This is a genomic window from Telluria sp. AZSoR62 (assembly GCF_058111565.1).
In genome coordinates, this window is the sequence record NZ_JBYTST010000004.1 from 321,292 (window position 1) to 344,968 (window position 23,677).

The 23,677-nt window shown below is 67.3% G+C and carries 20 protein-coding genes; 14 read left to right on the forward strand and 6 right to left on the reverse strand.

Translation table 11 applies throughout. The features are described 5' to 3' along the window. Window positions 1-110 precede the first annotated feature (110 nt). The 4 genes from cphA to AC3XQU_RS09305 form a co-directional block, all read right to left on the reverse strand. Window positions 111-2,699 (reverse strand): cyanophycin synthetase, encoded by a 2,589-nt coding sequence (gene cphA / locus AC3XQU_RS09290; protein ID WP_489873868.1) that lies wholly within the window; start codon window positions 2,697-2,699, stop codon window positions 111-113. Beyond that, on the reverse strand, window positions 2,696-3,577 hold the full coding sequence (locus AC3XQU_RS09295; protein ID WP_489873869.1) for a cyanophycinase: 882 nt from the start codon (window positions 3,575-3,577) through the stop codon (window positions 2,696-2,698). The genes cphA and AC3XQU_RS09295 overlap by 4 nt, the downstream gene beginning before the upstream one ends. After that, window positions 3,574-4,485, reverse strand: a complete 912-nt coding sequence (locus tag AC3XQU_RS09300; RefSeq protein ID WP_489873870.1) for an isoaspartyl peptidase/L-asparaginase — start codon at window positions 4,483-4,485, stop codon at window positions 3,574-3,576. Before AC3XQU_RS09300 ends, AC3XQU_RS09295 begins: the two co-directional genes overlap by 4 nt. Window positions 4,486-4,613: 128 nt before the next feature. Beyond that, window positions 4,614-5,069 carry a DUF2244 domain-containing protein gene (locus AC3XQU_RS09305; protein ID WP_489873871.1) on the reverse strand — a complete coding sequence of 152 codons (456 nt, stop codon included), beginning with the start codon at window positions 5,067-5,069 and terminating at the stop codon, window positions 4,614-4,616. A 174-nt stretch (window positions 5,070-5,243) separates the two neighbouring features. Between AC3XQU_RS09305 and AC3XQU_RS09310 the strand changes: the two genes are divergently transcribed. The 8 genes from AC3XQU_RS09310 to AC3XQU_RS09345 all read left to right on the forward strand — a co-directional run bounded on the left by AC3XQU_RS09310 (window position 5,244) and on the right by AC3XQU_RS09345 (window position 14,631). Next, window positions 5,244-6,509: an Hsp70 family protein gene (locus AC3XQU_RS09310; RefSeq protein WP_489873872.1), complete on the forward strand. Its 1,266-nt coding sequence runs from the start codon at window positions 5,244-5,246 to the stop codon at window positions 6,507-6,509. Window positions 6,510-6,547: 38 nt separating this feature from the next. Next, window positions 6,548-7,210, forward strand: coding sequence for a 3'-5' exonuclease (locus tag AC3XQU_RS09315; RefSeq protein ID WP_489873873.1), 663 nt, complete (start codon window positions 6,548-6,550; stop codon window positions 7,208-7,210). Between the two features lie 49 nt (window positions 7,211-7,259). Continuing rightward, window positions 7,260-7,601, forward strand: a complete 342-nt coding sequence (locus AC3XQU_RS09320) for a hypothetical protein (RefSeq protein ID WP_489873874.1) — start codon at window positions 7,260-7,262, stop codon at window positions 7,599-7,601. A gap of 80 nt (window positions 7,602-7,681) precedes the next feature. After that, a complete protein-coding gene (locus AC3XQU_RS09325) occupies window positions 7,682-9,079 on the forward strand; it encodes a porin family protein (protein ID WP_489873875.1) in 1,398 nt (465 codons plus the stop codon). 10 nt (window positions 9,080-9,089) lie between these two features. Then, window positions 9,090-10,013, forward strand: coding sequence for a metal ABC transporter substrate-binding protein (locus AC3XQU_RS09330; protein WP_489873876.1), 924 nt, complete (start codon window positions 9,090-9,092; stop codon window positions 10,011-10,013). Between the two features lie 2 nt (window positions 10,014-10,015). Beyond that, window positions 10,016-10,780 (forward strand): metal ABC transporter permease, encoded by a 765-nt coding sequence (locus tag AC3XQU_RS09335; RefSeq protein ID WP_489873877.1) that lies wholly within the window; start codon window positions 10,016-10,018, stop codon window positions 10,778-10,780. A gap of 146 nt (window positions 10,781-10,926) precedes the next feature. Further along, the gene (locus AC3XQU_RS09340; protein ID WP_489873878.1) at window positions 10,927-12,312 is read left to right on the forward strand and encodes a tetratricopeptide repeat protein; all 1,386 of its coding nucleotides are present in this window, start codon (window positions 10,927-10,929) and stop codon (window positions 12,310-12,312) included. Between the two features lie 147 nt (window positions 12,313-12,459). Then, window positions 12,460-14,631, forward strand: a complete 2,172-nt coding sequence (locus tag AC3XQU_RS09345) for a prolyl oligopeptidase family serine peptidase (protein WP_489873879.1) — start codon at window positions 12,460-12,462, stop codon at window positions 14,629-14,631. Between the two features lie 95 nt (window positions 14,632-14,726). Here AC3XQU_RS09345 and AC3XQU_RS09350 read toward each other — a convergent pair whose 3' ends face one another. Further along, window positions 14,727-15,302: a helix-turn-helix domain-containing protein gene (locus AC3XQU_RS09350; RefSeq protein ID WP_489873880.1), complete on the reverse strand. Its 576-nt coding sequence runs from the start codon at window positions 15,300-15,302 to the stop codon at window positions 14,727-14,729. A 191-nt stretch (window positions 15,303-15,493) separates the two neighbouring features. On the opposite strand from AC3XQU_RS09350, the gene AC3XQU_RS09355 reads away from it, so the two are divergent. The 3 genes from AC3XQU_RS09355 to AC3XQU_RS09365 all read left to right on the forward strand — a co-directional run bounded on the left by AC3XQU_RS09355 (window position 15,494) and on the right by AC3XQU_RS09365 (window position 19,144). Further along, entirely contained in the window at window positions 15,494-16,699 is a 1,206-nt protein-coding gene (locus tag AC3XQU_RS09355) for a glycine C-acetyltransferase (RefSeq protein WP_489873881.1), read from the forward strand. Between the two features lie 34 nt (window positions 16,700-16,733). Further along, complete coding sequence (locus AC3XQU_RS09360; protein WP_489873882.1) at window positions 16,734-17,690, forward strand: NAD-dependent epimerase/dehydratase family protein; 957 nt, start codon at window positions 16,734-16,736, stop codon at window positions 17,688-17,690. A 65-nt stretch (window positions 17,691-17,755) separates the two neighbouring features. Beyond that, on the forward strand, window positions 17,756-19,144 hold the full coding sequence (locus AC3XQU_RS09365) for an L-serine ammonia-lyase (protein ID WP_489873883.1): 1,389 nt from the start codon (window positions 17,756-17,758) through the stop codon (window positions 19,142-19,144). 3 nt (window positions 19,145-19,147) lie between these two features. On the opposite strand, the gene AC3XQU_RS09370 is transcribed toward AC3XQU_RS09365, so the two are convergent. Next, window positions 19,148-20,542, reverse strand: a complete 1,395-nt coding sequence (locus AC3XQU_RS09370) for an alpha/beta hydrolase family protein (RefSeq protein WP_489873884.1) — start codon at window positions 20,540-20,542, stop codon at window positions 19,148-19,150. A gap of 147 nt (window positions 20,543-20,689) precedes the next feature. Between AC3XQU_RS09370 and thrC the strand changes: the two genes are divergently transcribed. From thrC to moaD, 3 genes are read left to right on the forward strand one after another with little or no spacing between them, the layout of a single operon-like run. Then, the gene (gene thrC / locus AC3XQU_RS09375) at window positions 20,690-22,165 is read left to right on the forward strand and encodes a threonine synthase (protein ID WP_489873885.1); all 1,476 of its coding nucleotides are present in this window, start codon (window positions 20,690-20,692) and stop codon (window positions 22,163-22,165) included. 11 nt (window positions 22,166-22,176) lie between these two features. Further along, the gene (locus AC3XQU_RS09380; protein ID WP_489873886.1) at window positions 22,177-23,388 is read left to right on the forward strand and encodes a molybdopterin molybdotransferase MoeA; all 1,212 of its coding nucleotides are present in this window, start codon (window positions 22,177-22,179) and stop codon (window positions 23,386-23,388) included. 7 nt (window positions 23,389-23,395) lie between these two features. Continuing rightward, window positions 23,396-23,653 (forward strand): molybdopterin converting factor subunit 1, encoded by a 258-nt coding sequence (gene moaD / locus AC3XQU_RS09385; RefSeq protein ID WP_489873887.1) that lies wholly within the window; start codon window positions 23,396-23,398, stop codon window positions 23,651-23,653. Window positions 23,654-23,677: the final 24 nt, after the last annotated feature.

Consider the following 23,677-nt stretch of genomic DNA (forward strand, 5'->3'; position numbering starts at 1 on the left):
TGTAACAAAATGCTAGAAGACAGGCTTCTAGACACATATGCATCTATCAGTTTAAGTAATACCTAAGGAAAAGCCCCGCATGGGGGCTTTTTCGCTTTCACTGGCGCAGGCTAGACGGCTTCGGCCTCGATCCGGCGCGCCAGTTCCGGCCTGGTCGGACGCAGGGCCTCGGTGAGTTCGGAAATCGAGGATCCGCAGCCGAACACCAGCACGTCGCCGGGTTGGCACAGGCTCAGGCCGTGGCGGATTGCACGGTGCACGTCCAGCTCGACGGTGAGCGAATCGGCCTCGATTTTCCCTAGCTGCGCGCCGCGCACCAGCAGGGCGGCGGTCTCGCCCTCCGCACGGCCGCGGTTCTCCGACTCGTAGACCACCAGGTCGTCGAAGCCGGCGGCGCAGGTGTGCCCGATGTCGACCAGGTCGGCGTCGCGGCGGTCGCCCGGCGCGGCCACCACGCCCACCAGGCGGCCCGCGCTCATGGCGCGCGCGCTGTCGGCCAGGGCCGCATAGGCCGCGCAGTTATGGGCATAGTCGACGATCACGGTCACGCCCTCGACGTCGAACAGGTTCGAGCGCAACGGGTTGTTCTTGCTGTCCGAGACGAAGCCGCGCAGGCCGTCCGCGATTTCGCCATTGCCGAAACCGGTCGCGCTCAGGGCCGCGGCGGCGGCCAGCGCATTGGCGATGTTGTAGCGCGCCGCGCCGCCCAGCGACACCGGCATCTGGCGTGCATCGACCAGGGCTTCGTGGCGCGCGCCGTTGGCCAGCACCAGGGTGTTGTCCTCTAGGTAGACGCCGCGTCCACCGTTTTCCAGGTGGCGCAGCAGGGTCGGGTTGTCGGGGTCGAGCGAGAAGTAGAGCACTTCCACGCCTTCGCGCAAGTCCTTGGCCATCGCCACGCAATAGTCGTCTTCGGCATTGAGCACCACCGCGCGCGAGGCGCGGCGCGCCACCACGGCTTTCACCTTGGCCAGGTCGTCCAGGGTCTCGACCCCGTCCAGGCCCAGGTGGTCGCTCGAGACGTTCAGCACCACCGCCACGTCGCAGCGGTCGTAGGCCAGGCCGCGCTTGAGGATGCCGCCGCGCGCCGTTTCCAGCACCGCGAAATCCACGCCCGGGTCGGCCAGGATGCTGCGCGCCGAATGGTAGCCGGTGCAGTCGCCCTTCAAGGTCGGGGCGCCGTCGACGTACACGCCTTCGGTGGTGGTCACGCCGGTGCGCAGGCCCGCCATGCGGGTGGTGTGCGCGATCAGCAGCGAGGTCGTGGTCTTGCCGTTGGTGCCGGTGATGGCCACGGTCGGGATACGGCCGTCGCAGTCGCCGAACAGGGCGTCGACGATCGCGGCGCCGGCGTCGCGCGGGGTGCCGCGGCTCGGGTACTGGTGCATGCGGATGCCGGGCGCCGCGTTGACTTCGATGATGCCGCCTTGCTGGGTGCGAAGCGGCTGCGAGATGTCCTGGCAGACGATGTCGATGCCGGCGATGTCCAGGCCGATGGTGCGCGCAGCGCGGATGCAGATCTCGCGGGTCTCTTCCGGCAGCAGGTCGGTCACGTCCTCGGCGGTGCCGCCGGTGGACAGGTTGGCGTTGCCGCGCAGGTCCGCGCTCGCGCCCGCGGCCAGCACGGTGTCGAAGCCAAGGCCCTGCCTGGCGAGGGTTTCCTCAGCCAGCGCATCCATCGGGATTTTTGTCAGGATATTGGTGTGGCCGACGCCGCGCGCCGGGTTGCGGTTCTCCCGCTCCACCAGCTCGCGGATGGTCGAGTGGCCGTCGCCGGTCACGCCGGGCGGACGGCGCCAGGAGGCGGCTGCGACCTTGCGGCCGGTAACCAGCACGCGGTAGTCGCGACCGGCCAGGTGCTGTTCGACGATGATACGGCGGCCGTAGCGGCGCGCATGCTCGAAGGCGCGCGCCACTTCCTCGGGCGTGGCGCAATTGGTGGTCACGCCCTTGCCCTGGTTGCCGTCGAGCGGCTTGATGGTGACCGGGCAGCCCAGGCGCCGCGCCACGCGCTGCGCGTCTTCCACCGACGAGACGGTATTGCCGCCCGGGACAGGTACGCCGGCCGCATCCAGCAGGGCCTTGGTCAGCTGCTTGTCGCTGGCAATGCCGACCGCGATCGAGTTGGTCGCGCCGGTGATGGTCGCCTGCAGGCGCTTCTGGCGGCTGCCCCAGCCGAGCTGGAACAGGTTGGCTTCATCGGTCATGCGCTGGGCCGGGATGCCGCGCCGGATCGCCGCCTGCACCACGGCGCCGGTGCTGGTGCCGATGGCATAGTCTTCGGCCACTTCGTGCAGGCGCGCGAGGGCGGCGGGCAGGTCGAACGCGCGCGCGGCCGCGACGGCATCGATCAGCGCGATGGCGGTGCGCAGGGCGGCTTCGGCCACCTGCTCGGTCGTGTAGCCGCACACCACGCGGCGGGCGCGCGGGTTGCCGGCCACGGCCAGGGTGGCGCCGAAGCCGCCGGGTGCGCCGGCCAGGCGCTGGAGCTCGTTGACGACCGGCTCGACCGCCTCGGCCAGCAGCGCATCGTCGGCCAGGCGCACGGCCGCCTCGGGGGGCAGGGCCGGCAACAGGGCGAACAGGCGGGCGGCGAAGCCCAGCGTCTTGGTGCCCGCGTCTTCGATGATGGCCATCAGGCAGGGGCTGTCGGCGTACAGGTTGGGGCCGCGCAGCAGGCGTTTTTCCTTGAGTTTCATTGGATCGGGTTCCGTTTGGTGACGTTTTCTAAGAAATCGAGCAGCGGCGGCGGCAGCCCCTTGCCGGACGCGCTGTCTTCGGTGGGCAGGTCGAACTTGCTGCCGGCCGGGAGCAGGTGCAGGCGCACGTCGATCAGTTCCGGCGTGTCGCGGTCCTTGATCTGGGCGACGTTGGTGATCATGGTGCGGCCATCGACGATCGTGACCGCGCCTTCGCCCAGCACTTCGATGCCGACGCCCAGGCCCACCACCAGCGCGGTGTCCTCGTCGATGCCGATACCCTGCAAATACGGGTTCTGGGCCACGATGGTGAGCAGTCGAGAGAGGCGCTGGCGCTCCGAGAAGTGCTGGTCGATCACCACCCGGTGCAGGAAGCCCAGGCCCGCGCCGAGGCTGACCGAGCCCTTTTCGGGCAGGGTTTCGGCGCGGCCGGTCGCCAGCATGTGCCCTGACATGGCCGAAGCGCCGGCGCTGGTGCCGCCAATGGTGGCGCCGCGTACTTTCAGGGCCACGTGCATGGCCGCGTCCAGCGCGCTGCCGCCGATCAGGGCCAGCAGGCGCTTCTGGTCGCCGCCTGTCATGAAGATGCCGGTAGCGGCGTCGACCTGGCGCACGTATTCGTCGCTGTTGGCGTCCTGGCGACTCTCGATCATCAGGTGGCTGCGCGCCGTCACACCGAGGGCGCCAAAGGCTTTGTCGTAGACCTCCCACATTTCGTCCGCGATCTGGCTGGCGGCGGTGATGACGACGATGTTCGCGTCCCGGCCGCCGGCCAGCTCGACGAAGCGGGTCAGGATTTCCATGTCGTGCTTGCGGTCTTCGTGGCCGCCGATGATGACGAGGTGGCCAGCCCGGCTGTTGTTTGTTTGTTCGCTCATCGCTGGGTCATCTTCGAATAGGGCATGCCCTGGTTGGAATGGGCATAGGCTTCGGTACGGGTCACGGCAATCAGGCCGACGCTGACATCCTCGTCGAACAGGTCGATGCCGCGCGTGAGAGCCTGCTCGAGCGGCATGCCGTCCTCGATCCAGCCGTAGACGGTGCGCGCCAGCAGGTGGCGGATGATGTGTTCGCCGATTCCGGTGGCGGCGATCGCGCCCAGCGGCCCGGCATAAAAGCCACTGCCGATGATCGGGCTGTCGCCGACCCGGCCCAGCAGGGACGGGGCCGAGCCGCCGGTGGAGCAGGCCACGGCGAAGTGGCCGTCCGCCCCGCGCACTACCGCGCCGACCGTGTCGCAGGCAGTGGACTTGGGCAGCTGCAGGGGGGTCTTGTAGTTCCAGAAGCGGTCGAACAGGCGGTTGTCGATGCCCGGCATCAGCGGCACCGAGCCGGCCAGCTCCGACATCAACTTGCGGTGGTCGGCGCGCTGGCGCTCCGAGATCGGTGCGCTCTCGGGCATGCCGAGGCTGCGCGCGAAGCGCTGGGCGCCTTCGCCGGCCAGCATGATATGCGGGGTATCGGCGACCGCCCGCGCCAGGCGTACTGGATTCCTGACGTCGCGCACGCAGGCCACGGCGCCCAGGCGCCCGCGCGTGTCCATGATCGATGCATCCATCTCGATGGTGGCGCCGTCCAGGCACAGGGTCGAGCCATTGCCGGCATTGAAGCGGCCGTCGTCTTCGAGGGTGGTCACCGCTTCGATGGCGGCGTCGAGCGCGTCGCCGTTGGCTTCGAGTTGCGCCAGTGCACGGCGTGCGGCGAGCACGCAGCCGTCTTCGTGTTCGCAGGACGCGCCAGCGCCGCCGTGGACCACGACGGCGCCTGATGTTGGAGGTGTGTTCATATGCTTCGGTGTCCCGTGATGTAATGTTGCGATGCGTAAATATATTGTCACGCAGTCAATAACGCATTATCCGCAACAAGAGTGGGACACCATATCGGTAGTGTTGCCGTGCTTGTGTAAGAGGTTGCTTACAGAGAATTGCCGGGGCGCGAGTAAAGCAGCGAGCCCGCACTCAGGGCGCGGCGCAGGGCGGCGGCAAGCTCGCGCCTTGCGGAGGGTGTGAGGAAACGTCCGACTTCGACCCGAACCCCGCGCGCCTCGAGGACCACCAGGGTGCGCATCCGAAGGTCGTCCAAGCTGACCCGGGCGTGGGACGGGTCGAGGCGGACCTGGACCCGGTGCTTGCCGTCGACGTGTTCGACCAGCAGGCAGCCCTGGGCCAGGCGGATGCGCTCGTGGTCGAGCGCGTGGCGGCTGTAGTGGAGCAGGGCGGCGCCGACCGCCGCGCTTTCCAGCAGGGCGAAAGGCAGCACCATCCAGGCCCCGCGCAGCAGAAACACCAGGGCGATGCCCAGGGTCGCGCAGCACAGTAGGGCGTAGACGGCCAGCGCCTGGCGCGGCGTCATCGAACAGTTGCGCTTCATCAGCCACTCCGTCGGGAGCGGGCAGGCGCCTGGGCTGGGACTGTTGCTCATCTTTAAAGAGGCGTAAATGCCAATATTTAGCAGTTTGCCACAGCCCCGAAAATAGGCCAGCGCGGGCAGTCGATGCCGCCGGTTATCTGTTACCATACCGCCCCTTTAAAGACAAAGGTTCTTATGGCGCTCGCTTGCGGCCTTGACTTCGGCACCTCCAATTCCACGGTCGGCTGGCTGCCCGGCAGCAGCCTGCAGCCCGGCGGCCAATCGCTGCTGGTGCTGGAAGACGGCAAGCCGACCTTGCCCTCGGTCGTGTTCTTCAATGCCGACGACGAGCAGGTCAGCTATGGCCGCGCGGCGCTGGCCGACTACCTGGAAGGCTATGAAGGCCGGCTGATGCGCTCGCTCAAGAGCCTGCTCGGCACCAGCCTGATCGACGGCCAGACCGAGGTCGCCGGCCGGGCGCTGCCGTTCAAGTCGCTGCTCGGCCAGTTCATCGGCGAGGTCAAGCGCCGCGCGGAAAGCCAGGCCGGACGCGAGTTCTCCAGCGCCGTGTTCGGGCGGCCCGTATTCTTCATCGACGACGACGTCGATGCCGACCGCCGCGCCCAGGACACGCTCGAGGAAGTGGCGAGATCGTGCGGCTTTCGCGAGATCTCCTTCCAGTATGAGCCGATTGCCGCGGCGTTCGACTACGAATCGCAGATCGACCGCGAGGAACTGGTCCTGATCGCCGACATCGGCGGCGGCACCTCGGACTTTTCGCTGGTGCGCCTGGGCCCGGATCGCGCGGGACGGGTCGAGCGGCGCGACGACATCCTGGCCAACGGCGGCGTGCACATCGGCGGCACCGACTTCGACAAATACCTGAGCCTGGCCAGCGTGATGCCGCTGCTCGGCTACGGCAGCAGCATGCTGTCGGGCGCAGCCATCCCGTCGAGCTATTACTTCAACCTGGCGACCTGGCATACGATCAACCAGGCCTATACCCGCAAGAGCATCGCCCAGCTGGCCGACCTGGTGCGCGACGCCAGGGAGCCGGCCAAGCTGGCGCGCCTGCAGGACCTGATCGACGAGCGCGCCGGCCACTGGCTGGCGATGCAGGTGGAAAGCGCCAAGATCGGCTTGTCCGCCAGCCCCACCGTCACGCTGGAACTGGACCGCCTGTCGCCCGCCGAGTCGCTGCTGGTGGAGCGCACCGGCTTCGAGCTGGCCATTGCCCAGCTGGTCGACAGCGTCGGCGCCACCGTCTTGCGCCTGTTTTCGCAAGCCGGGGTGGAACCCGGCGACGTCGATACGGTATTCTTCACGGGTGGCTCGAGCGGCGTGTCGCTGCTGCGCGAGCGCATCGCGGCCGTCGTGCCGGGCGCACGCAAGGTCGAGGGCGACCTGTTCGGCAGCATCGGCGCGGGCCTGGCGCTGGACGCGCAGCGCAAGTTCGGCTGAGCGGCTTTTTTCGTGGCAGTGACCGACAAGGAAACAAGATGAGTGTGTTTGAACGCCCGATCGTGATGCTCGACTTCGAGACCACCGGCCTGTCGCCCGACATGGGCGACCGCATCACCGAAGTGGCCGCCCTGCGCATCGTCGGCGGCGAGATCCGCGAGCGCTATGTCTCGCTGGTGAACTGCGGGGTGCGCATTCCCTCGTTCATCACCCAGCTCACCGGCATCACCCAGGAGATGGTCGATTCGGCGCCGTCGGCGGGGCGCGTGGTGCCCGAGCTGCTCGACTTCATCGGCGGCGACATGCTGTCGGCCCACAACGCCAGCTTCGACGAGAAATTTCTGAAGGCCGAAGGCTGGCGCTGCGGCCGGCCCACCGCCCATACGGGCCTGGTGTGCTCGCTCAAGCTGTCGCGCCGCCTGTTCCCGGGCCTGCCGAGCTACAAGCTGGGCAACCTGTCCAGCCGCCTCGGCATCGCGTTCCGCGGCACCGCCCACCGGGCCGAGGCCGACGCCGAAGTGGCGGCCGAGGTGCTGCTGCACGCGGCGCGCCACCTGGGCGCCACCCACGGCCTGGCGCAGGTCGCGCCCGACCTGCTGGTGTCGGTGAACAAGGTGGCCGCGGCCAAGGTGCCGCTCTTTCTGGATAAATACATGAAGCTCGAGCGCCAGCGGCTGGAAGAAGCGCGCGCCGCGGCGTGATGCAAAAATCCTTACCTTGCTGACTCAATCGCATTAGAATGCGGGCATCATGATGCGCCGTTCCGTGTTCCGTGTGCTGTTGTCGCTCGTTCTGCTGCTATCGCAGCAGATGGCGATGTCGCACGCGCTGAGCCACTGGACCAGCCAGATGGGCGGCCCCGTCGCCCAGCAGGCGGCGCAAGACTCCGAACTGTCCAGCGCCTTCGCGCACGACCGCAGCTGCGCCCAGTGCCTCGGCCTGGCGCAACTGAGTGTTCCCCTCGTTAGTTCCCCTCGCCAGTTCGCGGCGCCGGAACTGGCATCCAGCCCGGCCCTGGGCGCCGGCCTGCTGCCCTGGCGCGCACAGGCGAGCCGCGCCTACGAATCACGCGCACCTCCCGTTCTCGGATAGACCCGCTACGACCTGAGCCCGTCCCGGCAAGATCGCCTGTGGACGCAGCTTGCCTATCCCGATTCGAACAGGAAGACACGATGACCAAGAAAACCGTCTTGACCGCGGCGCTGGCCGCCATATTCGCCACCTCCATCCCGGCACAGGCTGCCGACGACAAGGACCTGGCCGCGATCCGCGCCGAGATCCAGGCCATGAAGGCCAGCTACGAAGCGCGCCTGGAAGCGCTCGAGCAGCGCCTGCAGGACGCGCAGGCGGCCGTGGCCCAGGCCCAGAATGCCGCCGCTGCGGCGCCGGCCCCCGCCCCGGCAACCACGCCTGCTCCGGCGCTGGCCAGCGCGCCCGCGCCCGCCGCCGACGGCGCCAACGCCTTCAACCCGGCGATCTCGCTGGTCCTGGGCGGCAGCTTCACCAGGCTGTCGAAGGACCCGGGCGAGTTCCGCTTCCAGGGCTTCGTGCCGCCGGAGGGCGAAATCGGCCCGGGTGCACGCAGCTTCAACCTGGGCGAATCGGAGCTGACCATCTCCAGCAACATCGACCCGAACTTCGCCGGCCAAGCGACCTTTGCCATCACGGGCGAGAACGAAATCGAGGTCGAGGAAGCCTACGTCCGTACCCGGGCGCTCGGCAATGGCCTGAACGTCAAGGCCGGCCGCTTCCTGTCCGGCATCGGCTACCTGAACAGCCAGCACGCCCACACCTGGGACTTCGTCGACGCGCCGCTGGCCTACCAGGCCTTCTTCGGCGGCCAGTACAAGCCGGACGGCATCCAGGCGCGCTGGCTGGCCCCGCTCGATACCTTCCTGGAATTCGGCGTGGAAGCGGCCAGCGGCCGCAACTTCCCCGGCAACGACCGCAACAAGAACGGCGTCGGCGCTTCGACCGTGTTCGCGCACGCGGGCGGCGACATCGGCAATTCGGCCAGCTGGCGCGCCGGCCTGTCCTACCTGCGCACCCGCGCGTCCGAGCGCGAATTCGACCAGGACGGCATGGCGGCAGCCTTCAGCGGGCGCTCGCAGGTGGTAGTCGCGGACGCGGTCTGGAAATGGGCGCCAGGCGGCAACCCGACCCAGCAAAACCTGAAACTGCAGGGCGAATGGATGCAGCGCCGCGAGTCCGGCAGTCTGGCCGCGATGGACGAGTCCAGCGGCTACCGCAGCCGCCAGTCCGGCTGGTACCTGCAGGGCGTCTACCAGTTCGCACCGAACTGGCGCACCGGCCTGCGCCACGACCGCCTGTCCTCGGGCAGCACCCGCATCGGACTGGTGGACGAGGGCATCCTGGGCATGGAAGCCTTCCCCTCGCTGGCGGCGTACAACCCGCGCCGCTCCAGCGTGATGGTCGATTACAGCCCGACCGAATTCTCGCGCCTGCGCCTGCAGTTCGCGCGCGACCAGTCGCGTCCCGAGGCCAGCGACAACCAGCTGTCGCTGCAGTACATCATGAGCCTCGGCGCCCACGCCGCGCACAACTTCTAAGGAGCGCCGGATGCACCGACTTCATACCGCCATGGCCGCCGGGGCGCTTGCCATCGCCGGCCTGCTGGGCAGCAGCAGCGCCGCCGCCGCCATCAACGTGCTGGCCTGCGAACCGGAATGGCAGGCGCTGGCCCAGGAAATCGGCGGCGACAAGGTCGTCGTCACCAGCGCGACCACGGCATTGCAGGACCCGCACCGGGTCGAAGCGCGGCCCGGCCTGATCGCGCGCACGCGCAAGGCCGACCTGTTGGTCTGCACCGGGCTCGACCTGGAAGCGGGCTGGCTGCCGCTGCTGGTCCAGCAATCGGGCAACGACAAGATCGAACGCGGCCGCCCGGGCTATTTCGAGGCCGGCAGCTTCGTGCCGCGCCTGGATGTCCCGGCCCGCCTGGACCGCGCCGACGGCGATGTGCACGCCTACGGCAACCCGCACGTGCACCTCAATCCGCGCAACATCGCACTGGTCGGCACCGCGCTGGCCAAGCGCCTGGGCGAGATCGACCCGGCCAACGCCGCCTTTTATGCGTCGCGCCAAGCGGACTTCGCGGCGCGCTGGAAAACGGCGATGCGCAAGTGGGAGCAGCAGGCCGCGGCCCTGCGCGGCACGGCCGTGGTCGAGCACCACAAGAACATGGCTTATTTGCTGAACTGGCTGGGCATGACCTCGCTCGGCACGCTCGAAGCCAAGCCGGGCGTGGAGCCGAGCGCGGCCCACCTGGGCGGCCTGCTGGCCCAGCTGCAGGCGCGGCCTGCGAAAATGGTGCTGCGCGCGGCCTACCAGGACCCGCGCGCCTCGCTCTGGCTGTCGCAGCGCGCGAAGATCCCGGCGGTGGTGGTTCCCTACACCGTCGGCGCCGACGAGGCGTCGGCCAGCCTGTTCACGCTGTTCGACACCACCGTCGCGCGCCTGACGGCGGCTGCGGCGGCCAAGTGAGCATGGCCGATTTCGACTTCATGATCGTGCTGCCGGCCTTCCTGGCCGGCCTCTTGGTGCTGGCCACCCACATCCCGCTCGGCGCCCAGGTGCTCAGGCGCGGGATCGTCTTCATCGACCTGGCGATCGCCCAGATCGCGGCGCTGGGCGTGATCGTGGCCGGCGCGGGCGGGCTCGATCCGGCCGGCTGGACGGTGCAGGTCGCGGCCGGCGTCGCCGCCGTGCTCGGCGCCTTGCTGCTGACCTGGACCGAGAAGCGCTGGCCCGACGTGCAGGAAGCCCAGATCGGGGTGCTGTTCGTACTGGCGGCCACGGCCGGCCTGCTGCTGGTGGCGCACAATCCGCATGGGGGCGACCACCTGCAGGACCTGCTGGCCGGGCAGATCCTGTGGGTCAGCTATGCCCAGCTGGCGATGCCGGCGCTGGGCGCGCTGCTCATCCTGGCGCTGCTGGCCATTAGCGGCGAGCGCCTCGGCCGGCTCGGCTTCTACCTGGTGTTCGCGCTGGCCGTGACGGCATCGGTGCAGCTGGTCGGCGTCTACCTCGTGTTCGCCAGCCTGATCGTGCCGAGCCTGGCGGTGCGCCATTATCCCGAGGGACGCAAGCTCCCGTTCGCCTACCTGGTGGGCATCGGCGGCTACGGCATCGGACTGGTGCTGTCGGTGGTGCTGGACCTGCCGTCCGGGGCCCTGATCGTCTGGTGCCTCGCCGCGCTTGCCATCCTGGCGTATGCGCTCGGACCGCGTCCTCCGAACGTGCACGTGTAAAACCTATCCATCGGCACGATTGTTCCCACGCAAACCCTGGTCGCGCAACTCTCTTAAAATTTTAGCAACGACGGGAGCTTCTTGTTCGAGATGCTTCCCGCGTCGCTGGAATCGCCGAGCGTGCCGCAAGGGTGGAGGGGGAAGGGATGAATCGCCAGAACGCTGCCCGCGACGGGTACGAAGTCTACCTGTGGTTCCATCCGGCCGCCGTGCGCGGCAACGCTTACGCGCAGTACAACCTCGGCCTGCTGTACAAGCAGGGCGAGGGCGTCGAGCGTAACGACACCCTCGCGCTGAAATGGATGAAGCGCGCGGCCAGCCAGGGATTGGCGGCGGCGCAGAACCATCTCGGCGCCATGTATTGCAATGCCAGGGGCGCTCAGCGCAGCGACGAGCTCGCCGCATGGTGGTTCGGGCGCGCCGCCGCCCAGGGCGACCCCTCGGCCCAGCAAAACCTGGGCCTGCTCTACCGGAAGGGCCGCGGCGTCGAGCAGTCCGACGTCATGGCCTTCGGCTGGTTCTACCGCGCCGCCGAGCAGGGCTTGGCCAGCGCCCAGAACGTGCTGGGCGAATGCTACCTGCGCGGGCTGGGCGCGCCGGTCAGCCATCCGCTGGCCATGGCCTGGTTCCGCAAGGCCGCGCGCCAGGGCCATGCGCCAGCCCAACTCAATCTCGCCCTCATGTACCGGCGCGGCGACGGCGTCGAGGCCGACGACGCCCAGGCGCTGTGCTGGTTCCGCCAGGCCGCGGCGCTGGGCGACCCGGTGGCCCAGCGCTACCTTGGCGTCGCCTATGCACAAGGGCAGGGCGTACAGCCCGATCCCGAGCGCGCCGTCGCCTGGCTCGAGCGCGCCGCGCTGAAACACGACGCCGATGCCCAGTATGCGCTGGCCACCCTGCTGGCTGCCGGCCACGGCTCTGGCGACGACGAGCGCGCCCTGTCCTGGTTCCTGCGCGCGGCCGACCGCGGCCACGCCCAGGCCCAATACTGCGCCGGCGCCATGCTCGCCACCGGGCGCGGCGCCCCCTGCGACCCGGGGCGCGCGGTGGAATGGTATCTGCGCGCGGCCGAGCAGGGAGCGGCCAATGCCCAGTTCAGCCTGGGCGTCATGTACGCCAAGGGCGAGGGCGTAGCGCGCGACGAGGCGCGCGCGGCCGAATGGTACCGGCGCGCGGCCCAGCAGGGCGACGCCAGCGCCCAGAACAATCTCGGCGTGCTCTACGCCAACGGCCAGGGCGTGCCGCACGACGACACCCTGGCCGCCTACTGGTACCGCCAAGCCGCCGAACAGGGCCATGCCCTGGCCCAGTACAACCTCGGCGGCATGGTCAACAGCGGGCGTGGCGTGGAGCGCGACCCGCTGCGCGCCTACATGTGGATGCTGCTCGCGGCCGGCGCCGACAACCGCGCACGCCGCCCGCGCGGCACTGGCCTGGGCAAGCCGGGAACTAGCGGCGGGGCCTGGGGCCGGGCGCTGGCCAGCCGGGTGCAATCGGCGCGCCGCCAGCGCCGTCCCGGGGCCAGCCACTAAGCTGCCTTCACCGCCCCTCATGCCGCGCGGGCAAGCGCGCGCATCGCTCGTATTGACGGGCTTTCCCATGCATAGGCGGGCGTCGATTTTCGCGTTATGATGGCCTGCGGCATCTGCCGACTCCATGATTAAACGAACGAGAACAACATGACCCTGAGACACGCAACGCTCGTCACCCTGCTGGCTGCGGCCTTCGGCGCCAACGCGGCGCTGGCACAAAGCTGCCCGGCTAACGGACCTTCCCTGACCTACCCGGTCACGAAAAAGACCGCGCAAACCGACAACTACCACGGCACCACCGTCGCGGACCCTTACCGCTGGCTGGAAGACGCGAACAGCGCCGACACCAAGGAATGGGTCACGGCCCAGAACAAGGTGACCCAGGCCTACCTGGCCCAGATCCCGCAGCGTGCGGCGATCCGCGAGCGCCTGACCAAGTTGTGGAACTACGAGCGCTTCAGCGTTCCGGGCAAGGAAGGCGGACGCTATTTCTACACCCGCAACGACGGCCTGCAGAACCAGTCGGTCCTGTTCACCCAGAAGAGCCTGGGCGACACCCCGCGCGTGCTGCTCGACCCGAACACCCTGGCCGCGGACGGCACCGTCGCGCTGGCCGGTATCGAAGTCAGCCCCGACGGCAAGCTGCTGGCCTACAGCACCGCCGCCTCGGGTTCGGACTGGAACGAAATCCGCGTGCGCGACATCGAGTCGGGCAAGGATCTGGAGGACCACGTCAAGTTCGTGAAATTCTCGATCACCGCCTGGACCCGCGATGGCAAGGGCTTCTTCTACAGCCGCTATGACGAGCCGAAGGAAGCGACCAAGCTGGCCGACGTGAACTACTTCCAGAAGCTGTACTACCACCGCATCGGCACCCCGCAGAGCGCCGACACCCTGGTGTACGACCGCGCCGACCAGAAGGAATGGGGCTTCGGCGGCCAGACCACCGACGACGGCCGTTACCTCATCATCACGACCACCAAGGGCACCGCGCCGAAATACCGCGTCTCGTACAAGGACCTGAGCAAACCGGATGCGAAGGTCGTCGACCTGGTCGACAATTTCGACGCCGGCTACACCTTCATCGACAACGTCGGCAGCGTGTTCTACTTCTCCACCGACCGCAACGCGCCGAAAAAGCGCATCGTCGCGATCGACGTGACCAAGCCGGCCGAGAGCAACTGGAAAGAGATCGTCGCCGAAAACGCCGACACCCTTGCCGGCGCCGACATCATCAACAACCAGCTGGTGCTCGAATACCTGAAGGATGCGCGCAGCGTCGTGCGCGTGCACGACCTCAAGGGCAAGCCGGTGCGCGAGATCGCACTGCCGGGCATCGGCTCGGTGGGCGGCCTGTCGGGCAAGCGCGGCGAATCGGAGACCTTCTACTCGTTCACCGGCTTCACCACCCCGACCACGATCTACCGCCTGGACATGACGACGGGTAAGAGCACCGTGTTCCGCCAGCCGAAGGTCGACTTCAACCCGCCCGACTACGAAACCCGCCAGCAGTTCTACACGAGCCGCGACGGCACCAGGGTGCCGATGTTCATCGTGTCGAAGAAGGGCCTGAAGATGGACGGCTCGAACCCGACCTACCTGTACGGCTACGGCGGTTTCAATATCTCGATGACCCCGGGCTTCTCGCCGGCCAACCTGGCCTGGATGGAAATGGGCGGCGTGTATGTCGTGGCCAACCTGCGCGGCGGCGGCGAATACGGCGAAGCCTGGCACCAGGCCGGCACCAAGCTGCAGAAGCAGAACGTGTTCGACGACTTCATCGGCGCGGCCGAGTGGCTGGTCGCCAACAAGGTGACTTCGCCGAAGAAGCTGGCGATCGGCGGCGGTTCCAACGGCGGCCTGCTGGTGGGCGCGGCCATGACCCAGCGTCCGGAACTGTTCGGCGCGGCCATTCCTGCGGTCGGCGTGATGGACATGCTGCGCTTCCACAAGTTCACCATCGGCTGGGCCTGGACCTCGGACTACGGCTCGTCGGAGAACCCGGAAGAGTTCAAGGCGCTGGTGAAATACTCGCCGCTGCATAACCTGAAAGCCGGCACCTGCTATCCGGCCACCATGGTTACCACGGCCGACCACGACGACCGCGTGGTGCCGGCGCACAGCTTCAAGTACGCCGCCGCGGCCCAGGCCGCGCAGGCCGGCAGCGCGCCGATCCTGATCCGCATCGACACCAAGGCGGGCCACGGAGCGGGCAAGCCGACCACCAAGCAGATCGAGGAAGTGGCGGATCGCTGGGGCTTCCTGGCGCGCGAGCTGAAGGTGGGCGAGGGCGAGAAGGCGGTTGGCGGTAGCAACTAGGCTGTTCGCTTGAGGTAAAAAACGGCCGCCCGGGCACACCCGGCGGCCGTTGTTGTTTCGACGGGGTCAGTCGCCGGGATCCGGCGCAGCGCCGCTCAACGTTGTACAACCACCAACAAGGCCTTCGCTTCCGTCTTTCCCGCATTGCGGATCACATGGTCATGGTCCGCGGGATAACGCGCCGTCCCGCCATGCTTGATCCTGCGCTTTTCGATCCCCACCTCCAGCTCGATCGCCCCCGTCAGCACGGTCAGGTGCTCGCTGGTGCCCGGATCGTGCGCCTGGGATTTCAGCTCGCCTCCGGGCGCCAGGGTCAGCTCGTACCATTCGTACTTGCCCGCCAGGTCCATCGGCCCCAGAATGCGCAGGGAATAACCGGCATGGGCGCCGGGCAGGGTGGGCGTCTCGTGGGCGTCGACCACGCGGATCAGGTCCACGGCCCGCACCTCGGACGAGAGCAGCTCGCCGATCTCCACGCCCAGGGCGTTGGCCAGGCGCCAGGTAATGGCGATGGTCGGATTGGCCTTTTCGCGCTCGATCTGCGATAGCATCGACTTGGACACGCCCGCGATGCGCGACAGGTCTTCCAGGGTCAGGCCGCGGGCCAGGCGCATGCGCTGTAGCGTGGCGCCAACCTCGGGCGGGGCGTTATTTGTTATGGTTTTCGTCATTGCGGTGGTTGGTCACTGCGTTTGTCCCTGCGGCTTGCCAAGTGCATTAGCTAGGGGTAATATTCAATATATTGAATTTTCGTTCGACATACAGAACTTGGTTCTGCTGATCGAACGGATCCAACGGTACAACACTGCCACGCGCCGGTCAAGCCGGTCCTGGCCAAACCAGACCTTCAGGAGTGGGACACATGAGCGATCAAGCATTCTATAGCGGCCTCCAGACCAAACTCGAGACCCTGCGCACGGACGGACTGTTCAAGCCGGAGCGCGTACTGGCCTCGCGCCAGGGCGCCGAAGTCGTCGCGCAGGATGGCCGTACCCTGATCAACATGTGCGCCAATAACTACCTGGGCCTGTCGGGCGACCCGGAGACGCAACAAGCCGCCAGCGCGGCGCTGGAAAAATACGGCTACGGCCTGTCCTCGGTGCGCTTCATCTGCGGCACCCAGACCGTGCACAAGGAACTCGAAGCCAAGCTCTCGAGCTTCCTCGGTACCGAAGACACCATCCTGTACGCGGCGGCATTCGACGCCAACGGCGGCGTGTTCGAGCCGCTGTTCGACGAGAACGACGCGATTATCTCGGACGCCCTGAACCACGCTTCGATCATCGACGGCGTGCGCCTGTGCAAGGCGGCGCGCTACCGCTATGCCAACAACGACATGGCGGACCTGGAAAAGCAGCTGATCGCCGCGACCGAGGCGGGCAAGCGCCACAAGATCATCGTCACCGACGGCGTGTTCTCGATGGACGGCACCATCGCCCAGCTCGACAAGATCGTGGAACTGGCCGAACAATACGGCGCCCTGACCATGATCGACGAATCGCACGCGTCGGGCTTCATGGGCGCGACCGGCCGCGGCACCCACGAGCATTGCGGCGTTCTGGGGAAGATCGACATCATCACCGGCACCCTGGGCAAGGCCCTGGGCGGCGCCATGGGCGGGTTCACTTCCGGCCGCAAGGAAGTCATCGAGACCCTGCGCCAGAAGTCGCGTCCCTACCTGTTCTCGAACACGCTGGCCCCGATGATCGCCGGCGCGAGCCTGGCGGTGCTGGATCGCATCTCCAAGTCGACCGAGCTGCGCGACCGCCTGCACGAGAACACCGCCTACTTCCGCAAGGAGATCGAGCGCATCGGCTTCACCATCAAGCCGGGCACCCACCCGGTCGTGCCGGTGATGCTGTTCGAGGCGCCGGTCGCCCAGAAATTCGCCGCCCGCATGTTCGAACTGGGCGTGCTGCTGTCGGGCTTCTTCTACCCGGTGGTGCCGATGGGCCAGGCGCGCGTGCGCGTCCAGCTCTCGGCCGCGCACACCCGCGCGCAGCTCGACACCGTGCTGGCCGCCTTCGAGCAGGCCGGCCGCGAACTCGGCATCCTCAAGAATACTTAATCAATCACGCAGCACGCAACAGGACGGAATCTACATGGAACGCATCCTCATCATCGGCGCAAACGGCCAAATCGGCAGCGAACTGGTCACGGCACTGGCGGAGCAGCACGGCCAAGACAACGTGATCGCCTCGGACATCAGCACCACCAATGTATATGGCGCCGCGCGCTACATGCAGCTGGACGTGATGGACAAGGACCGGATGGCCAGCCTCGTCGATGCCGAGGGCATCACCCAGGTCTACCAGCTGGCGGCGCTCCTGTCGGCCACCGGCGAAAAGGCGCCGCTCAAGGCCTGGTCGCTGAACATGGACGGCCTGCTCAACATCCTGGAAGTGGCGCGCGAGCGCGGCGAGGCAGGCAAGCCGCTGAAAGTGTTCTGGCCGTCGTCGATCGCCGCGTTCGGCCCGAACACCCCGGCGGAAAACACCCCGCAGTACACGGTGATGGACCCGACCACGATCTACGGCATCAGCAAACTCGCCGGCGAGCGCCTGTGCGAGTACTACCACAGTAAATACGGCGTGGACGTGCGCTCGATCCGCTACCCGGGCATCATCAGCTACAAGTCGCCTCCGGGCGGCGGCACCACCGACTATGCGATCGCCATCTTCCACGCGGCGCTCAAGGGCGAGACCTACGACTGCTTCCTGGGACCGGACACCACCCTGCCGATGATCTACATGCCGGACGCGATCCGCGCTACCATCGAGCTGATGGATGCGCCATCCGCCAAGGTCGCGATCCGTTCGTCCTACAACGTGGCGGGCGTGTCCTTCAACCCGCGCGAACTGGCAGCGGCCATCAAGAAGGCGCTGCCGGAATTCGAGGTCGCCTACGCGCCGGACAGCCGACAGGCGATCGCCGATTCCTGGCCGAAGAGCCTGGACGACAGCCGCGCGACGGCCGACTGGGGCTGGAAGGCGAGCATCGGCATCGAAGAGATGGTCGCCAGCATGCTCAAGAACATCGACGTCGGCGTAAGTGTGTAAATGCGTGCCTGAGCGTTGAAGTCAAACCACAACAATAAAAACCAGAGAATAGTCGAGACAAACAGATGGACATGAGTGTATTTGATCTGTTCAAGATCGGGATTGGCCCATCGAGCTCCCATACCGTTGGCCCGATGGTGGCGGCGCGCCGCTTTTTGCTGGAGTGCGGCTCGCTCGAGAACGCGGTGGGCGTCGAAGCCCACCTATATGGGTCGCTGGCCCTGACCGGCGTCGGCCACGCGACCGACAAGGCCGTGATCCTCGGCCTGATGGGGGAAACCCCGCAGGACATCGATCCCGATTCGGTCGAGGACAAGCTGGCCGAAGCGGAGCTCGATGGCGTGATCAAGCTGCTGGGCACGAAGGAAGTGCCGTTCACGCAGAAAGCGAATCTCGTCTGGCACAAGGCCTCGACCCTGCCCGAGCACCCGAACGGCATGCGCTTCGTGCTGCAACTGGCGGACGGCAGCCTGATCGAGCGCGTGTATTACTCGGTCGGCGGCGGCTTCATTACCGCGGCGGGCGAGAGCCAGGCGCGTGCCGAGCAGCCGCCTTCACGCGAGATCCCGTTCCCGTTCGCGACCATGGAAGAGCTGCTGCAGCAGGGCAGGCAGCATGGCCTGTCGATCCCGCACATGCTGCGTGCGAACGAATTGGCGCGCATGAGCGAAGCCGAACTCGATGCGGGCCTGGACCGGATCTGGGCCGTGATGCGCGACTGTATCGCCCATGGCCTGGTCACGGAAGGCCAGCTTCCGGGCGGCCTGAACGTCAAGCGCCGCGCGGCCAAGCTGTGGAAAGCGGCGCACTGCGACCAGGGCAACCGCATCAACGAATTGCCGCACGACGCCACCCACCAGGTGACCTTGTACGCGATGGCGGTGAACGAGGAAAATGCCGCCGGCGGCCGGGTCGTGACGGCGCCGACCAATGGCGCGGCGGGCATCATCCCGGCGGTCGTGCGCTATTACGCCGAAGACTGCCGTCCGAGCGACGCGGTGGCCGGCATCCGCGTCTTCCTGCTCACGGCCGCCGCCATCGGCATGCTGTGCAAGAAGAATGCCTCGATCTCGGGCGCCGAAGTGGGCTGCCAGGGCGAAGTCGGCGTGGCCTGCGCCATGGCGGCGGCCGGCCTGGTGGCGGCGCTCGGCGGCTCCAACGAGCGCATCGAGAACGCTGCCGAAATCGGCATTGAGCACCACCTGGGCATGACCTGCGACCCGATCGGCGGCCTGGTGCAGATTCCCTGCATCGAGCGCAACGGCATGGGCGCGATCAAGGCGATCACCGCCGCGTCGCTGGCCATGAAAGGCGACGGCACCCATTTCGTCAGCCTGGACAACGTCATCGAAACGATGCGCCAGACCGGGGCCGACATGCAGGTGAAGTACAAGGAAACCTCCCTGGGCGGGCTGGCGGTGCACGTCATCACCGTCAACCACGCCGCCTGCTGAGCCTCAGCGCTGCCGTTTGACAAAGGCGGCGATCCGCGCCAGAACCCTTGGGGCGATCGTTTCCTCGATCTTGTCGTACTCGTTCGTGTTGCCGGTTTTCGCGGTCTGGAACAGGTGGTTCAGCGAGGGCATCACTGCCGCTTCGACCCGGCGGTTGCCGCCCGCCTTGAGTGCTCCCGTGATACCGGCCAGGTTTTCTTCGGCCGGCACCTGATGGTCCAGGCTGCCATTCAAGGCCAGCACGCGCGCCTTTACCTGGCGCCAGTCCATTCGCGGATCGCGCAGCAGCATCGTGCGCAGGTGCGGTTTTTCGGCTTCCGCCCGCGACAGCGAACCCACGTTCATCTCGTATTTTTCCACCAGGGCGCGCTCCGCGTCCGGCAGCCCTGCGTACAGCGCGGTGAGCGCCGCCATGCGCGGCTGCGGCTCGGGATGCGCGAGGATGGTCTCGTACCAGGCTCCCACATAGCGCATCAGCGTGTCCACCTCGGCCGGCGCGGCGCCGTTGTCTTTTGCGACGAGGCGGTCCTGCAGCAGGATCAGTTCGTGGCCGGACAGGCCCACTCCCGCCAGCGACACGATGAAGTCGACCGTTCCAGGAGCGCGCGCAGCCACCGCGGCGGCAATGCCCGGTCCCTCGCTCATGCCGACGATGCCGACCTGCCCGAACCCCTTGCGCCGTTCCAGCGCCGTCATGATCGCCCCAAGGTCGCTGACCAGCTGGTCGGTGGTCAGCTGCGCATAGTTGCCGGTCGAGCGGCCATTGCCGCGTTTGTCGTAGCGCAGCACCGCGATGCCCTGGCGCGCGAGGTGGTCGGCCAGAACTAAGAACTGCTGGTGCCCGGCCACGTCGCTGTCGCGCGTGGCGGGCCCGGTCCCGGTCACCAGGACCGCCAGGTTCGGACGAACGGCGCCGCGCGGCGTGGTCAGGGTCGCGCTGAGCACGACGCCGTCCGGGGCGGTAAAGTTCAGTTCCTGTTCCAGGTAGGGGAAAGGGCCTGTCGGCGTCTGCGGGCGCGCCATGCGCGGGAATTGCGCGACCCGATGCAGCGGGAAGGAAAAGGCGCGGCCGCCCTGGGAGAACACGCCGTCGAAGTGATCCTGCACCCAGGTCAGTTTCAGGGTCGCGACGTTCAGGTCCAGCTCGACCGTGTCCCCGTCTTCCTTGACGTTCGACACCGGCTGGTCGTAGGCGTGCTGGTCGGGGCTGGCGATGCTGGCCCACAGCGAGCCATCGGCGCGCGTGTAAAACTCGGCGCCGATCTTCAGGGTCGGTCCCTTGGGGATGGCCATGTCGCCCAGCCAGCGGCCCTGGTGGTCCTTGACGGGGCCGGCTGCAGCGGACAGGGGGAGAGCAAGCAGAAGGGCGAGGGAGAGTGCGCTACGGAATAATGGCATCGTATTGATTCGGTCCAATAGGGTTGAGGGGCATGCGATTAGCCCATCTTGCACGCCGAATGTGGAGGAAAGATGGAGCGCCGAAGGGCCGCGGCGACAGGCGCTATAATAAGTTTTCACTTGTGCCACAACCGGGTCTATCAACGTATGCAATATGTGTCCACCCGCGCGACGAGCGCGTCCGCAGCACGCAATCCCCAGCACTTTTCCGACATCCTGCTTGCCGGCCTGGCCCCGGATGGCGGCCTGTACCTGCCTGAAGACTACCCGCAGGTCATCAAGGCCGAGCTCGATGCGTGGCGTTCGCTGTCCTATGCCGAACTGGCCTATGAAATCGTGCGCAAGTTCGCCACCGATATTCCCGACGCCGACCTGCGCGCCTTGAGCGCGAAGACTTACACCCCCGAGGTCTACAAGAACGCCCGCCCGGACGAAGCGGCGAGCGAGATTACGCCGCTGCGCGTGCTCGAAGATGGCCCGCACGGCAAGCTGGTGCTGCAAGCGCTGTCGAACGGCCCGACCCTGGCCTTCAAGGACATGGCCATGCAACTGCTGGGCAACCTGTTCGAGTACGCCCTGGCCAGGAACAACGATGAACTGAACATCTTCGGCGCCACCTCGGGCGACACCGGCAGCGCCGCCGAATACGCGATGCGCGGCAAGCGCGGCGTGCGCGTGTTCATGCTCTCGCCGCACAACAAGATGAGCGCCTTCCAGACCGCCCAGATGTTCAGCCTGCAGGACCCGAACATCTTCAATATCGCGGTCGAAGGCGTGTTCGACGATTGCCAGGACCTGGTCAAGGCGGTGTCGAACGACCTGTCCTTCAAGGCGCGCCACAAGATCGGCACCGTCAACTCGATCAACTGGGCGCGCGTGGTGGCGCAAGTGGTGTACTACTTCCGCGGCTACCTCGCGGCCACGACGAGCAACGACCAGAAGGTCTCGTTCACGGTCCCTTCGGGGAACTTCGGGAACATCTGCGCCGGCCATATCGCGCGCATGATGGGCCTGCCGATCGACAAGCTGGTGGCCGCCACCAACGAAAACGACGTGCTCGACGAATTCTTCCGCACCGGCCGCTACCGGGTGCGCAAGGCCGCCGAGACCTACCACACCAGCAGCCCGTCGATGGACATCTCGAAGGCCTCGAACTTCGAGCGTTTCGTCTACGAGCTGGTGGGACGCGACTCCGAACGCACGCATGCACTGTTCCGCAAAGTCGACACGCACGGCGGCTTCGACCTCTCGGGCGGCCCGGGCAGCGACGGCGACGAATGGAAACTCAGCGGGCAGTACGGCTTCGCCTCCGGCAAATCGACCCATGCGGACCGCCTGCAGACGATCCGCGACGCCGCCGACGACTACGACATCACGATCGACCCCCATACCGCCGACGGCATCAAGGTCGCGCGCGAGCACATGGCGCCCGGCGTGACCATGATCGTGCTGGAAACCGCGCTGGCCGCGAAGTTCAACGAGACCATCCTCGACGCCCTGGGCACCGACGCCGAGCGTCCGTCCGGCTTCGAGGACATCGAAGCGCTACCGCAGCGCTTCGTCGTGATGCCGGCCGAGGTCGAGCGCATGAAAGCCTATATCGCCGAACGTACGGGGCTGTGATGAAGGCCCCCATGCTCTCCGTGCGTGACGCGCTGGCCCGGCTGCTCGATGGCGCGCGTCCCGTCGACGGCAGCGAACGCGTGCCGACCATCGAGGCCAATGGCCGCGTGCTGGCCGAAGACCAGCGCTCGCTGCTGAACGTGCCGTCGGCCGACAATACCTCGATGGATGGCTACGCCGTGCGCGCCGCCGATTGCGCGAGCGGCAGCGCAACCCTGCGCGTGGCGCAGCGCATCCCGGCCGGCAGCGTCGGCCAGTTCCTGGAGCCCGGCAGCGCCGCGCGCATCTTCACCGGCGCCCTGATTCCCGACGGGGCCGACGCGGTGGTGATGCAGGAGCAGTGCGAAGCGGTGGGCGACAGCGTCACCGTGCACCACGCGCCGCGCGCGGGCGAATGGATCCGGCGCACCGGCGAGGACGTGGCCGAAGGCGCGGTGATCCTGCCTGCGGGCACGCGCCTGCGCAGCCAGGAGCTGGGCCTGGCGGCCTCGGTCGGGCTGGCCGACCTGCCGGTGCTGCGCCGGTTGCGGGTTGCCGTCTTCTTCACCGGCGACGAACTGGCCATGCCGGGCGAGCCGCTCAAGGCCGGCGCCATCTACAATTCCAACCGTTTTACCTTGCGCGGCCTGCTGGAGAATGTCGGCTGCGAGATCAGCGACTTCGGCATCGTGCCCGATTCGCTGGAGGCCACGCGTGCCACGCTGCGCCGCGCGGCGCAGGAGCACGACCTGATCATCACCTCGGGCGGCGTCTCGGTCGGCGAGGAAGACCACATCAAGCCCGCCGTGGAAGCGGAAGGGCGGATCGACATGTGGCAGATCGCCGTCAAGCCGGGCAAGCCGCTCGCCTTTGGCGAAGTGCGGCGCGCCGGCGGTGGGAACGCGTACTTCATGGGCCTGCCGGGCAATCCGGTGTCGAGTTTCGTTACCTTCCTGCTGTTCGTGCGGCCTTTCCTGCTGCGCCTGCAGGGTGTGAGCGGGCCGGTGGAGCCGCGCGGCTATTCGGTGCGCGCCGATTTTTCCCTGCCCAAGGCCGACCGCCGCAACGAATTCCTGCGCGTGCGCCTCAATGCCGCCGGGGGCCTGGACCTGTTCCCGAACCAGAGTTCGGGCGTCTTGACCTCGACGGTCTGGGGCGACGGGCTGGTGGACAACCCGCCGGGCCAGACAATTGCGGAGGGCGACCTGGTTCGCTTCATCCCGTTCGCGGAACTACAGCATTAGGAAGAACATGAAGATCACGTTGCGGTATTTCGCGTCGGTACGCGAAGCGGTAGGGCTGGGGCAGGAAGCGATCGAGCTGCCGGGCGAGGCGCTCACGGTCGGGGAGGTACGCGCAGCCCTGGTTGCACGCGGGGGCGCATGGGCGCAAGCACTCGGCCCGGAGCAGGCAGTGCGGATGGCGCACCAGCAGGTGATGTGCGGCCCGGCTCAGGCAGTGGAAGAGGGAGCGGAAGTCGCGTTCTTCCCGCCCGTGACGGGCGGATAACAAAATGGGCGGCGGCGCCGCCCA